The organism is Methylocystis sp. sgz306128, assembly GCF_056032725.1.
The window spans coordinates 164932-178747 of record NZ_JBVYWO010000005.1; the positions used below are offsets into that span (position 1 = coordinate 164932).

Below are 13816 nucleotides of genomic sequence, written 5' to 3' on the forward strand. Positions count from 1 at the left end.
ATGTTTGCGGGTTGACCGATAAACCTGACGATAAACGCCTTATAGGTACAGGCGCCGGCCGCAGGCCCGCCGTCCAAGGCAAGAGAGGATTTCATGGTACAGCCCGCGCCGCAGGTTGCGTCCGCAGCCAGAGTGACGATCACCGGAATCGAGATCAGCCAGCACCGGCTGCATTTCTCGCCGCCGTTTCACGCAAGCTGGGACACCAAGCCGCGCACCTTCTGGGACGCGACAATCGTGCGCGTCCATACCGATGCGGGCATCACGGGCATTGGTTCGGGCGATCTTATGGTGGGCTTTGCCGGCCATGAGGATCTGTTCATCGGGCAGGACGCGCTGGCGATAGAGCGCCACTGGCGTGTGATCAACAACATCAATTTCCATTATGGCCGCTGCTGGCCGCTTGATCTCGCGCTCTGGGATCTCGCGGGCAAGATCACCGGCCAGCCGTGCTGGCGCCTGCTGGGCGGCTTGTCGAATTCCATCCGCGCCTATGCGTCGTCCGGCACCCTGCGTGCGCCCGAAGCCCTCGCCGATGCTGCGGAGGCCTATCTGGCGCAGAATTTCACTGCGCTGAAGATCCGTTTTCACCGCGGCGACTGGCGCAAGGACATCCGCGCGCTCGAGGCGGTGCGGAAGCGTATCGGCGACAGGATGGACCTGATGGTCGATTGCAATCAGGGCTGGCGCATGACCTGGGATACCTATGCGCCATGGTCGCTCAAGGATGCTGTCAAGGTGGCGCGCGAACTGGAGAATCTCGGCGTGTTCTGGATGGAGGAGCCGCTCTACAGGGGCGACCGCGAGGGCATGAAGAAGCTGCGCACCATGACGGATGTGCGTATCGCCGGGGGCGAGATGACGCGCGAGCTTTATGAATTCCGCGATCTCATCACCGAGGGGGCGGTAGACATCGTTCAGCCGGATGTGGCGCTGGTGGGCGGCATCACCGGCTGCCGCCGCGTAGGCCTGATGGCGCAGGAGCATAATCTGATTTTCACGCCGCATACCTGGACGAATGGCATGGGCGTCACCGCCAATGCCCATCTCACGGCCGGCATGTCGGACGCGCCTTTTATCGAATATCCCTATGATCCGCCGGAGTGGGGCCTTGACCGGCGCGACTACATGATGGCCGAGCCCTTGAAAGTTGACGCGAATGGCATGATTGTTCTCTCGGATCGTCCCGGAATGGGGTACGATCTCAATGAAGATCTTCTGGCCAAGACTCGCATCGGATAGGGACAAAAATGGATCGCAAATGGCTGCCGTTGAATGCATTGCGCGCTTTTGAGGCTGCGGGGAACCTGCTGAGCTTCACTGCCGCCGCCAACAAGCTGACTGTGGCGCAGAGCGCGGTGAGCCGCCACGTGATCGTGCTGGAGCAGTTTCTCGGCGTGCCGCTGTTCGAGCGCAGGCCGCAGCAACTCATTCTCACCGATGCGGGCAAGCACCTTCTGCCGGTGGTCTCCAAGAGCTTCGATCGCATCGATCAGGCCCTGGGTGAGATCATCCGCGAGAAGGGTACGCCCAAGCGCGTGCTGAAAGTGTTTCTGCCGCCGACCTTCGCGCATCAGCTTGCCATTCCGCTGCTGCAGGATTTTCGCGCCGAGCACCCCGACATCACATTGGAAATTGCGTCCAAACCCTCAAATTCACCCGCCGATGGCGATCCGGATGTCGCGGTTGTCTACAGCCAGCCCGAAGTGAGCAATTCCATTCTCGACCTGTTGTGGATGGTGCGGCTGACCGTTCTGTGCACGCCGCAGGTTGCGGCAAGCTTCGATGGCACGGACATCACCACCTTCCTCACCCGAAACGACCTCCTGCACGTCAAGCTGGATCAGCGCCCGCGGCATGAGTTCTGGGAAATGTATATGCGCGGCCTCGGCCGGCCGGATATCCGCGTTGACCGCGGCCTCGTTTTCGATACGGCGCAGCTTGCGGTGCAATATGCCCTGACCGGCGGCGGGCTGGCGCTGGTGGACCCCATGCTGTTCAAGACGGAGATTGCCGAGGGCCGTCTGGTGCAGCCTTTCGATACATTGCTCGACGATGGTTATGGTTATTATCTGGCCACGCACCCGGAAGATCTGAATAATGAGGCTGTTTCTCTGTTCCGCTCATGGTTGATTCGCTGGTTTGGCGGATTTAATCTTGCTGAAGGAACGAATATTTCTGTAAAATAATTTTTTATATTTAATTCCAGCCAGAATTCATGAGCCGTACTCGACATGTACTGAAATTATAGATTATGGTCGCCGTGCTTCCCTATGGGAATATTTGCACGGGAGTTATCATGCGTACATTTGTTGTAGTCGGCCTGGCGTTCACAATGATCTGCGCCGCCGGACAGGCCGGCGCGCAGAGTGTGATGAAGCAATGCAGCGATGCCTATCAGGCCGCCAAAGCCGCGAATGGCCTCAACGGTGAGACATGGCCGCAATATTTCAGCCATTGCGCCACCGAAAAGAAAGCCGTCACGCCTGCAACACCTGCCGCGCAGGCGGTTCCGGCGGCACCAGCCGCCCCTGTTGCCGCCGCGGCCTCTGTTCCCGCTGCTTCCGTTCCTGCTGCTGCTCCGACGCCAGCGAAGGACAATACTGCGGCGCCAGACGGGACCGCCAAACAGGCGGAAGCCTCGGACAAGACTGATCAGGCTGCCCCGGCCGCTTCGCCCGCCAGATCCCGCCAGAAAGAATGCGGCAATGAATGGCGCGCCAACAAGGCGGCTCTCAAGGCGCAATATGGCTCCTGGCCGAAATATTGGAGCGCCTGCAACCTGCGCCTTAAATCCGGCGGCAAATAGCAGCGACGCTCCGCGTTCACAGGCCCAGATAGGCGCTGGCCGAAATCGCCACGCCGAGTGCGGTGAGGCCAAGCGCCATGTGCCAGGGCCAGCGTCTGCCGCGCGTGATGATGGCGATGGTCGCAACCGCAATGGCCACGTGAATAATGGTCACGCCGATCGTGAGAATATGGTGGCGATGTTCGTGCCCGTCCGCTTCGGCCAGCTTTTCGTCGCGCTGATGCTCGAGTTCCTCGGCCTTTTTGCGGATCTCGTTCTGATCGGTCTCGTTGCCGCGCGCGCTTTTGTCGAATGCGGCTGCATCGCCCGCGCCGCCGGCTTTTGCCTGCTGGCTGGCAATGTCATACAGGTTTTTCTTGATGCTTTTTGCCTGAAAGAAGGCCCATTGGTCGCTGGCCTGGCTTTGCCGCAGGACGGCGACATTCTTTTCGGAGATGGCCTTGCCGGACTCGATCGTCTCCAGCGAGCCGATTGTCGCCGCGATCACCGCCAGCACCGCAATGGTCATCGAGACCGTGGTCAGAAACGGATTGTCCTCATGGGCGGCATGCTGGGCATGTTCGGCATGTTCCAGATGTTCCTCGGTCTGGTTTTCCATTTTCGGCCTCATTAAAAATCAGTGCACCGATATCCTAGCCCGGGCAGGACCCGATTGCCAGCGCGGTGCTTTTCGTGTGCAATGCAATAACCATATGGCGCGACGAAGATTGCCGAATTTTAATTTGCGCTCCGTGTGTAATCGCCACTACACAGGGCGGCGCTCTGGAAACAAGAAGGTGGCCGGACTCCGGATTGACTGCATGATCAGAACCCTATTGCGATCCGGTGTTGTGCTGGTGCTTTTGCCTTTGGCCGGCTGCGTGGCCGAGGCCGACAAAACTGAGCTCGCTATTGCCGTTCCGGGGCAGTTCAGCGCTGCAAAGGGCGCGGCAGCCTCGGCGATGGATACTGATTGGAGCCGCGCGTTCGGCTCTGACGAACTGGCCCGCCTGAGTACTGAAGCTCTGGCCGGCAATTTCGACATCGCCACCGCAACGGCCAAGATCGAGCAGGCGCAGGCGCAGGCGGGCATCAGCGGCGCCGCGCTTTATCCGACGATTGACGCCAGTTCCGACGCCTCGCGCAGCATGACGCCGGGCACCGCCAAATCGAGAAACGGTCCGTTCACGCGGGTGGTCAGCAACAGTTTCGATCTGGGCCTCAACGCCAGTTACATGGTCGATTTCTGGGGCCGCAACCGCGCAACCGCGGCGGCGGCGCAGGCGGGCGTGACCGCCAGCCTCTATGACCGGGAAACGACGCGCCTTTCCACGCAGGCGGCTGTCGCCAACGCTTATTTTCAATATCTGGCCGCGCAGGACCGTCTGGCCATTGCGGCGCAAAATCTTGCGACGGCGGAACGTGTTCTCACCGTTATCAATGCGCGCATCACGGTCGGCACGGCCACGAAGCTCGATCAGCTCACGCAGGAATCGGTTGTGGCCAATGCCAAAGCCGCCGTGCCGCCGCTCGACATTTCTCTGGCGCAGGCGCGCATGACGCTGGCCGTTCTGCTGGGCAGGCCGCCGGAAAGCCTGACGATCCGCGGGGGGAGCCTTTCCCGCCTTCGCGATCCGAAGATCACGCCCGGCCTGCCGTCGCAGATATTGGTTCGCCGGCCCGATATTGCTGCAGCCGAGGCCCGCCTCGAGGCGCAGAAAGCCAATGTCGCCGCGGCGCGGGCGGCCTTCCTGCCCGCTGTGTCCCTGACCGGCAAAGCGGGGCTGGAGAGCATGACGCTGAAGAATCTCTTCCGCCCCGAGGCAGCGCTTGCATCGCTCGCCGCCGGGCTGACTCAGCCCATTTTCGATGGCGGCACGCTGCAGGGCGAACTTGCAGATGCGCGCGCGCAGCAGCAGCAACTGTTGCTCGCCTATCGCAAGAGCATCATTTCCGCCTTTTCGGATGTCGAGAATGCCCTTACGGCAATAGCGGCGCAGCGGCGGCATGAGATGTTGCAGGGCGAGGCGGTTGCCGCCGCGCAGCGCACCTATGACATCAACGAGAAGATTCTGCGCGAGGGATCGGTGGATGTGACCAGCGTCCTCAACGCCGAAACCAACCTGTTTCAGGCGCAGGACGCGCTTGTGCAAATTCGACTGGCGAAATTTTCGGCCTATATCAGCCTGATCGAGGCACTGGGCGGCGGCTGGACCATGCCGGACAAGGCAGGGGGGCTATGAAAAGGCTGATCATCATCGTTGTTCTGGCGCTGGCCGTTTTTTATGGCTACAGCGAGGTCACCGGCTATCGGCCCGCCTTTCTCGCGCGGCTCTGGCCAGTCGCGCCCGTGCAGAAAGATCCCAAACTGGCGCGCCGCGCCCTTGGCGACGAGGCCATTTCCGTGCTGGCCAGCCCGGTGCGGGTGGAAAATGTGCCGGTTACCGTCGATGCCATCGGCACCGCGCAGGCGCGTAACACCGTTGTCGTGCGTTCGCAGATAGACGGCAAGCTGATCGCGCTCAATTTCACGGAAGGGCAGGATGTTGCGGCGGGCGATCTGCTGGCGCGGCTTGATCCTGCTGCGGCGCAGGCGCAATATGATCAGGCTCAGGCGAAAAAGGCGCAGGATGAGGCTGTTCTCGCCAATGCCCGCATCGATCTTGAACGTTATTCAAAACTGGCCACCTCGCAATATACCTCGCGCCAGCAGGCCGATACGCAGGCGGCAGTCGTGACGCAGGACGAGGCCATCGTGCGGGCGGATGAAGCCGCTCTGGCCAGCGCAAAGGTGCAGCTCGATTACACCAGCATCCGCGCGCCCATCAGCGGGCGGGTGGGGCTGCGGGCGATTGACAACGGCAATATTCTTCATGCCTCCGACACCAATGGTCTGGTGACGATCACGGAGGTGCGGCCCATTGCCGTCATATTCAACCTGCCGCAAAAATATGTGCGGGCGGCGCTGTCTGCCTATTCACGCGGGCCGCTGCCGGTGAAAGTGCTGGATTCGGACAATGCCACGCCTCTTGATGAGGGGCATGTGACCGTCATCGACAATCAGGTCGATCAGACATCTGGAACGGTCAGGTTCAAGGCGGAATTTCCCAATGCGCAGTTGCAGATCTGGCCGGGCCAGTTCGTCAATGTGCGCATTGAGGTCGCCAATCTGCCCGATGCCATGGTGGTGCCTGCCGTTGCGGTGCAGCGCGGCCCCTCGGGCGCCTATCTCTACCGGATCAATGCAGATTCGACATTGGCGCAGGTGGCGGTCAAGGTTACGTATCAGGACGAGACGCGCGCCGTGGTCGAGGGCGATATAGCTGCAGGGCAGCAGGTTGTCATGTCAGGTTTCGCACGGCTTAAGGACGGCGCCAGGGTCAGCGTGTCCGACGGTAAGGCCGCGCCCGCGCCTGACGCCAAACCCGCCGATCCGGCGGCAAAGAAGAAGCCATGAGCGACGACGGGCGCGAAGGTCCGGCGCCGTCGGCGGGCAGCGTCTCGGCACCCTTCATCCTGCGCCCTGTCGCCACATCGCTGCTGGCGCTGGCAGTGCTGCTGTGCGGAGTGCTCGGCTATATGCGGCTGCCTGTCTCGGCCCTGCCGCAGATTGATTTTCCGACCATCGTGGTCACAACCCAATTGCCGGGGGCCAATCCTGATACGATCGCGCAACTCGTCACCGCGCCGCTGGAGCGCCAGTTCGGGCAGATCCCCTCGCTGGCCGCCATGTCGTCTCAGAGCACGTTCGGGCTGAGCCAGATCACGCTGCAATTCGACCTTGACCGCAATATTGATGCCGCGGCGCAGGATGTCCAATCGGCGATCAATGCCGCCAATTCCAACCTGCCGAAAAATCTGCCCTATCCACCAACCTATTCCAAGGTGAATACGGCGGACGCGCCCATTCTCATTCTTGCGCTCACATCGCGCAGTGTGTCCCTGCGTGCGCTGAGCGATATAGCTGACACGCTGATCGGCCCGCATCTCAGTCAGGTGAGCGGTGTCGGCCATGTCTCGATTGAGGGCAACATCCGCCCTGCGGTGCGCATCGACGCCGATCTCAATCGTCTGGCGGCCTATCAGATCAGTCTGGAGGATATGCGCAGTGCCATATCTGCGGCCAATGTTGCGGGCTCCAAGGGGGCTATCGACGGCGCCTTGCAGTCCTACACCATCGGCGCGAACGACCAGATCGGCGCGGCGGATGCCTATCGTCAGGTTGTGGTTGCGCATCGCAACGGCATCTCGGTGCATCTTGGCGATGTCGCCGCCATCTCGGACGGGCTGGAAAATACCCGCGTCGGCGGCTGGTATCAGAACGAACCGGCCATCGTGCTGAATGTGCAGCGCCAGCCGGGCGCCAATATCGTCCGCACCGTTTCCGCCGTTCTGGCGGAACTGCCGCGCCTGCAAAGCGCTATTCCCGCCGGAGCCGAACTCAGGATCGTGCATGACCGCACGAACACGATCCGCGCCTCGATTCACGATGTGCAGTTCACGCTGGTTCTGAGCGCGGCGCTGGTTGTGCTGGTTGTGCTGTTGTTTCTGCGGTCGCTGCGCGCCACGATCATCGCCGGCGTGGCGCTGCCGCTGTCGCTGATCGCCACCTTCGCACTGATGTATGTGGCGGGCTTCAGCCTCGACAATCTCTCGCTGATGGCGCTCACCATCGGCACGGGCTTCGTTGTCGACGATGCGATTGTCATGATCGAAAATGTCGTGCGCAATATCGAGGGCGGCAAGACGCCGTTGCAGGCGGCGCTCGACGGCGCGCGCGAAATTGGCTTCACTGTTATTTCGCTGACGGTTTCGCTGATTGCGGTGTTTATCCCGCTGCTGTTCATGACCGGGCTTGTCGGCCGGATGTTCCGCGAATTCGCGCTCACACTCACCATTGCCGTGGTGGTTTCGGCGGTAGTTTCGCTCACCCTGACGCCGATGATGTGCGCGCGCCTGCTCAAACCGTCGGCGGGAAGACGCCCGCACTGGCTGGCGCGTCAGGCCGAGCGGCCGCTGAACTGGATGAACGGAGCCTATGCCCGGAGTCTGGACTGGGCGCTGGCCCGCCGCGGGCTGATGGTGGGCGTGATGCTTGTCACCATGCTCGCCACCGGCCTTTCCTATGTCTACATGCCGAAGGGCTTTCTGCCGGAGCAGGATACCGGGCTGATCGAGCTGACATTGGAGGCCGCGCCGGATATTTCGTTCGCCCAGATGACTCTGGCGCAGGCGCAGGTGGCCGAAGCCGTGCGCAAAGACCCCGATGTCGCCGGTCTTACGGCGGTTGTGGGCGTCGGCACCACCAATGCCACCGGCAATGTGGTGCATATGGCGGTCAGCCTGAGGGACAGGGCGCTGCGCCGCGACAGCGCCGCTGTCATTGCCGCACGGCTTCAGGGCCTTGTTTCGGACATGCCGGGGCTGGCCCTGTTCGCCCAGCCTGTGCAGGATCTGCAGATTTCCACCCGCGTCACCCGCGCGCAATATCAGTATATCCTGTCCGGCTCGGATGGAGCGCAGGTGGCGCTCTGGGCGCGCAGGCTGGTGGCGCGGCTGCGGCAGGACCCGGTTCTGCGCAATGTTTCGAATGAATATGATTCAACCGGGCTGCGCGCGCAGGTCAGGATCGACCGCGACAAGGCCGGACGCTTCGGCATATCGATGCAGACCGTGGATGACACGCTGAACGACGCCTTCGGGCAGCGGCAGGTCTCGACCATCTATGCGCAGGCCAACCAATATCGCGTCATTCTTTCTGCCGCCGATGCGCAGAGCCGCGATGTCTCGGCCCTCTCGCATATCTATCTGCCGGGGGCCAATGGCGTGCAGGTGCCGCTGCAGTCCTTTGCCACGGTTGAACTGATCTCCGCGCCGCTTGTAGTGGCACATGAAGAACAGTTTCCGGCGGCGGCGCTCAGTTTCGATCTTGCGCCCGGCAAGTCGCTTGGCGCTGCGGTGCTGGCGATGGCGCAGGCGCAATCGGATATCGGCATGCCCGCGTCGGTCATCGGCAATTTCAGCGCCGATGCCGCAGAATTCCAGAATGCGCTGGCCGGTGAGCCCTGGCTCATTCTGGCGGCCATCGTCGCCATCTATCTGGTGCTCGGCATCCTGTACGAGAATTTCTTTCACCCTGTCACCATCCTGTCCACCCTGCCTTCCGCCGGCGTGGGAGCGTTGATCGCGCTGCAATTGCATGGCGACGATCTTTCGGTTGTGGCCCTGATCGGCATTCTTCTGCTCATGGGCATCGTCAAGAAAAATGCGATCATGATGATCGATTTCGCTCTGGAGGCCGAGCGGGGCGAGGGCCTCAGCCCCTATGAGGCGATCGTGCGCGCCTGCCATCTGCGATTCCGCCCCATCATGATGACGACCCTGGCGGCTTTGCTCGGCGCATTGCCTCTGGCTTTCGCGCATGGCACGGGCAGCGAATTGCGCATGCCGCTCGGCATTTCCATTGTTGGCGGTCTTGTTCTGAGCCAGATGCTCACACTGTATACGACGCCCGTCATCTATCTGCTGATTGAAGGCCTGCGCCGCAGGCCGTCGCGGCTGGCGCCGGCATCATGAATGCCTCGCGTCTCTTCATCCTGCGTCCCGTGGGGACGACGCTCATGGCGCTCGGCCTGTTTCTTGTCGGCATGGTGGCCTATGTCTTTTTGCCGGTCGCGAGCCTGCCTGCGCTTGATTTTCCGACCATTCGCATATCTGCCAGCCGTCCGGGCGCCGACCCGGCAACCATGGCAGCCAGTGTCGCCGCGCCGATAGAGCGCCGCCTCGCCACCATTTCGGGCGTGAGCGAACTCACTTCGGTCAATTCTCTCGGCAACAGCCAGATAACCATCCAGTTCGACACGAGCCGCGCCGTCGACTCGGCGGCGCAGGATGTACAGGCTGCGCTCAACGCCGCCGCCACCGACCTGCCGGGCGACCTGCCGGTTCTGCCGACCTTCCGCAAGGCCAATCCGGCAGCCATGCCGGTGCTGATCCTCGCCCTGACCTCCGATACGCTCGCGCCTTCGGCGATCTATGACATTGCCGATACGCTGCTGGTGCAGCGCATATCGCAATTGCCGGGGGTGGCGGATGTGGTTGTCAGCGGCTCGGAACAGCCGACGGTACGCGTGCAGGTGGACGGCGCGCGGCTGGCCGCGATGGGGCTGAGCTTCGATGCCGTGCGCGCGGCCATTGCCGCTGCCAATGCCCATGCGCCGATCGGCGCACTGGAAGGCGCGGCGCAGACCATCACGATCGGCGTGGACGACCAGCTCGTCAAGCCGGGCGATTATGCGGATATCGTCATCCGCACGAGCAATGGCCGGTCAATCCGGCTGGGCGATGTTGCCAAAGTGTCGCCCGGCGTGCGCAACCGGCGCTCAAGCGCGACCTATAATGGCAAGCCTGCCGTGATCCTGCAGGTGACCAAGCAGGCCAATGCCAATGTCATCGAAACGGTCGATGGCGTGAAGGCGCTGCTTCCGGCCCTGCGCCCTTTCCTGCCGGCAGGACTGGATATCTCCATTCTCAACGATCAGACGAAGGTGATCCGCAATTCCGTGCAGGAAGTTCAGAAAACTCTCGGTATGTCGATCATTCTGGTCATGCTGGTGGTGGCTTTGTTCATGCGCGGCGCAACCGCCGTCATTGCCGCCGGTGTCACCGTGCCGCTGACGCTGGCCGGAACGTTCGGCGCCATGTGGCTTGTCGGATTTACCGTGGATAATCTTTCGCTCATGGCGATCATTATTTCGGTAGGCTTTGTTGTCGACGATGCCATTGTCATGATGGAAAACCTGCACCGCAACATGGAAAAAGGCCTCAGGCCTTTGCAGGCGGCGCTGGCAGGCTCACGGCAGATCAGCTTCACCATTATTTCCATCAGCCTTTCATTGATTGCCGCCTTTGTACCTCTGCTGTTTGCCGGGGGGCTTGCGGGCAAGATCCTGCGGGAATTCTCGCTCACGCTGACCTTTGCGGTGCTGATTTCGACCTTTGTCTCGCTGTCTGTCACGCCGATGATCTGCGGCCATTTCATGAAGCTGGAGGAAGGGCCGCCGCATTGGCTGGGGCGTCAGGTGGAGCGGATACTTGCGGGAATGATCCGCTTTTACCGTGCCACGCTCTGGCCGGTGCTGCATCATCCCTGGCTGGCGGGGCTGGCCACAGTCGTCACCGTTAGCCTGACGGTCGGACTCATCATCGAGTCGCCGAAAAGCCTGTTCGCGCAGGATGATACCGGCCTGATCTTCGGCTCAACCGAGGCGGCTCCGGATGTCTCCTTCGCCGCCATGCTGGATCTGCAGAACAAGGCGGCGGCGATTATCCGTGCCGACCCGGCGATTGCATCCGTCGCTTCGTTTATCGGCAGTGCCGGTCCTTTGTCGAATGCCGTCAATCAGGGGCGGTTGTTCATCGGCGTCGATCCGCAGACGCTGAAGACGACCCGCTCGATCGATATCATCAACCGCCTGCGTCCAAAGCTGGCCCGGCTGGCTGGCATTCACGTCTATCTTTCGCCGTCCTTCAGCATCCGTGCGGGCGCGCGGCAGGGCAAATCGGTCTATCAGTTCACGCTCTGGGACCCCGATCTCAACGAGCTTGAGGCCGCAATTCCCCGCGTGCTGGCGCGGTTCGGCATGTTGCCCGGCCTTGTGGATCTGACCTCGGACCGTGATTCGGGCGGGCTGCAGGCAAATGTCGTCATTGACCGCGATATGGCGGCGCGCCTCGGCGTTTCCGTGCAGGATATCGACACGGCCCTGAACAATTCCTTTGCCCAGCGGCAGATATCGACCATTTACGGCGATCGCAATCAATATAGCGTCATTCTGGAACTTCCCTCGGATCGCCAGCGCGACCCGGCGGACATACCGGATATTTACCTGCCCTCAAGCTCGGGCAGGCAGGTGCCGCTGGCAGCGCTCGCGCATGTCGAACGCACCACCACGCCGCTGGCGGTCAATCATCAGGGCCCGTTTCCGGCGGTCACCTTTTCCTACGATCTGGCGCCGGGCTATAATCTCAATGACATGTCGAAGGCGATGGAAGCGGCCGTGGCGCAACTGCATCTGCCCGATAATCTGCATGCCGATCTCGCCGGCGATGCGCTGGCGTCGACGCAGGGCACATCCGGCACGGGCCTGCTGATCATCACGGCGCTGCTGGCGGTCTATATCATTCTTGGCGTGCTCTATGAGAGCCTGCTGCATCCGCTCACCATCCTGTCGACGCTGCCATCGGCGGGTCTGGGCGCGCTGATCGCGCTGCGCGTGGCCGGCATGGACCTCAGCCTTGTGGCGATGATCGGCATCATCATGCTGATCGGCATCGTCAAGAAGAACGGCATCATATTGGTTGATTTTGCCATTGCCGCGGAGCGCGGGCAGGGGCTGGCGCCCGCGGACGCCATTTTTGCGGCCTGCATGGAGCGTTTCCGGCCGATCCTGATGACGACAATGGCGGCGATGCTGGGAGCAGTGCCGCTGGCCATTTCCACAGGGCCGGGTTCTGCCCTGCGTCAGCCGCTCGGCGTCACCATCGTCGGCGGGCTGCTGCTCAGCCAGATATTGACGCTTTACACCACGCCGATCATCTATCTCGGTCTTGCCAATCTCTCGCGCTGGAATAAAACGCGCCGGAGCGGCGCACCCGCCGTCGCGGGCCTATAAATTACAGATCCGGTAACCGAGCGTTAACCTTAACCATGTCTTAAAGAGGGGGATGCGTGTTGCGGGCCTGTGCGGCTTTTTTGCAGCCTGCCTCAGATTTGCCGGATTGCTGACGCTGATGGCGTTGAAAATGTGTAAGATTTGAAGGATCAAATCATGAATGCTGCTGACGTAGCCACGACCGCAATGTCGCCCGTGACGGAAGTTTCCCTGATAGGCATGTTCTGGTCAGCGCATTTTGTCGTCAAGCTGGTGATGCTGGGCTTGCTGGGTGCCTCAGTCTGGTGCTGGGCCATCATCATCGATAAAACCATTATGTTCTCGAAAACCTCCAAGGCCATGGAGCGTTTCGAGGAAGTGTTCTGGTCTGGCCAGTCGCTGGAAGATCTTTACCGCGGCCTCTCCGTGCGCCCCACCATTGCCTCGGCCAGCCTGTTCGTGGCGGCCATGCGCGAATGGAAGCGCAGTTTCGAGACGGCAAGTTCCTCGTTCATGGGGTTGCAGGCGCGTATCGAGAAAGTGCTGGATGTGTCCATCCAGCGCGAGATCGAGCGGCTCGAGTCCAATCTTCTCGTTCTGGCGACGGTGGCCTCCACCGCGCCGTTCATCGGCCTGTTCGGCACCGTATGGGGCATCATGACGGCCTTCCGGTCGATTGCCGCATCCAAGAACACGTCGTTGGCCGTGGTGGCGCCGGGTATCGCCGAGGCGCTGTTTGCCACGGCTATCGGCCTGTTTGCCGCTATTCCGGCGCTGATCGCCTATAACAAGCTGCAGGGGCAGGTGGCCAAGACGCAGGCGCGTCTCGAAGTTTTCGCCGATGAATTTTCGGCGATTCTGTCGCGCCAGATCGATCAGCATTCGGCGGATCGCAAGGGCTGAAGGAGCACGATCATGGGAATGGCTGCAGCCAAGGGCGGTGCGAAGGGCGGACGGCGCAGACGCGGCGTGCCGCGCTATGGCGCCATGGCCGATATCAACATGACGCCGTTCATCGACGTGATGCTGGTTCTGCTCATCATCTTCATGGTGGCCGCGCCGCTTCTGGCCACAGGTGTGCCGATCGATGTGCCGCCGACCGCCGCAGGACCGATCAATGTCGATCAGAAGCCGATCACCATCTCGATAGATGAGAAGGGCGACATATATCTGCAGGATCAGCCTGTGCCCGCCGATCAGCTTGCCGACAAGCTGAAGGAACTGGCGAAGGCCGGGTTTGACGAGCGCATCTATGTGCGCGGCTCGAAGCAGGTCAATTACGGCCGCGTGGCGGAAGTCATGGCCACGGTCACCACTGCGGGTTTCAAGAAGGTCGCGCTCATCACGGAATCGCAGAACAAGTAAGCAAACGCCA

Annotated in this window: 10 protein-coding genes; 9 read left to right on the plus strand and 1 reads right to left on the minus strand. The window is 61.5% G+C overall.

Annotated features, from left to right (window positions below; all coding sequences use genetic code 11):
- Positions 1 to 93 precede the first annotated feature (93 nt).
- From AC0N03_RS10435 to AC0N03_RS10445, 3 genes are all read left to right on the plus strand, one after another.
- A complete protein-coding gene (locus tag AC0N03_RS10435; protein ID WP_474288668.1) occupies positions 94 to 1242 on the plus strand; it encodes a mandelate racemase/muconate lactonizing enzyme family protein in 1149 nt (382 codons plus the stop codon).
- An 8-nt stretch (positions 1243 to 1250) separates the two neighbouring features.
- Positions 1251 to 2189 carry a LysR substrate-binding domain-containing protein gene (locus AC0N03_RS10440; RefSeq protein ID WP_474288669.1) on the plus strand — a complete coding sequence of 313 codons (939 nt, stop codon included), beginning with the start codon at positions 1251 to 1253 and terminating at the stop codon, positions 2187 to 2189.
- A 110-nt stretch (positions 2190 to 2299) separates the two neighbouring features.
- Positions 2300 to 2809 carry a hypothetical protein gene (locus tag AC0N03_RS10445; protein ID WP_474288670.1) on the plus strand — a complete coding sequence of 170 codons (510 nt, stop codon included), beginning with the start codon at positions 2300 to 2302 and terminating at the stop codon, positions 2807 to 2809.
- A gap of 16 nt (positions 2810 to 2825) precedes the next feature.
- On the opposite strand, the gene AC0N03_RS10450 is transcribed toward AC0N03_RS10445, so the two are convergent.
- A complete protein-coding gene (locus AC0N03_RS10450) occupies positions 2826 to 3407 on the minus strand; it encodes a DUF4337 family protein (RefSeq protein ID WP_474288671.1) in 582 nt (193 codons plus the stop codon).
- Between the two features lie 202 nt (positions 3408 to 3609).
- On the opposite strand from AC0N03_RS10450, the gene AC0N03_RS10455 reads away from it, so the two are divergent.
- The 6 genes from AC0N03_RS10455 to AC0N03_RS10480 all read left to right on the plus strand — a co-directional run bounded on the left by AC0N03_RS10455 (position 3610) and on the right by AC0N03_RS10480 (position 13806).
- On the plus strand, positions 3610 to 5031 hold the full coding sequence (locus AC0N03_RS10455; RefSeq protein ID WP_474288672.1) for an efflux transporter outer membrane subunit: 1422 nt from the start codon (positions 3610 to 3612) through the stop codon (positions 5029 to 5031).
- Complete coding sequence (locus AC0N03_RS10460; RefSeq protein WP_474288673.1) at positions 5028 to 6245, plus strand: efflux RND transporter periplasmic adaptor subunit; 1218 nt, start codon at positions 5028 to 5030, stop codon at positions 6243 to 6245. The genes AC0N03_RS10455 and AC0N03_RS10460 overlap by 4 nt, the downstream gene beginning before the upstream one ends.
- The gene (locus AC0N03_RS10465; protein WP_474288675.1) at positions 6242 to 9364 is read left to right on the plus strand and encodes an efflux RND transporter permease subunit; all 3123 of its coding nucleotides are present in this window, start codon (positions 6242 to 6244) and stop codon (positions 9362 to 9364) included. Before AC0N03_RS10460 ends, AC0N03_RS10465 begins: the two co-directional genes overlap by 4 nt.
- Complete coding sequence (locus AC0N03_RS10470) at positions 9361 to 12462, plus strand: efflux RND transporter permease subunit (protein WP_474288676.1); 3102 nt, start codon at positions 9361 to 9363, stop codon at positions 12460 to 12462. The genes AC0N03_RS10465 and AC0N03_RS10470 overlap by 4 nt, the downstream gene beginning before the upstream one ends.
- A gap of 156 nt (positions 12463 to 12618) precedes the next feature.
- On the plus strand, positions 12619 to 13344 hold the full coding sequence (gene tolQ / locus AC0N03_RS10475; protein ID WP_474288677.1) for a protein TolQ: 726 nt from the start codon (positions 12619 to 12621) through the stop codon (positions 13342 to 13344).
- 12 nt (positions 13345 to 13356) lie between these two features.
- The gene (locus AC0N03_RS10480; RefSeq protein WP_474288678.1) at positions 13357 to 13806 is read left to right on the plus strand and encodes an ExbD/TolR family protein; all 450 of its coding nucleotides are present in this window, start codon (positions 13357 to 13359) and stop codon (positions 13804 to 13806) included.
- Positions 13807 to 13816: the final 10 nt, after the last annotated feature.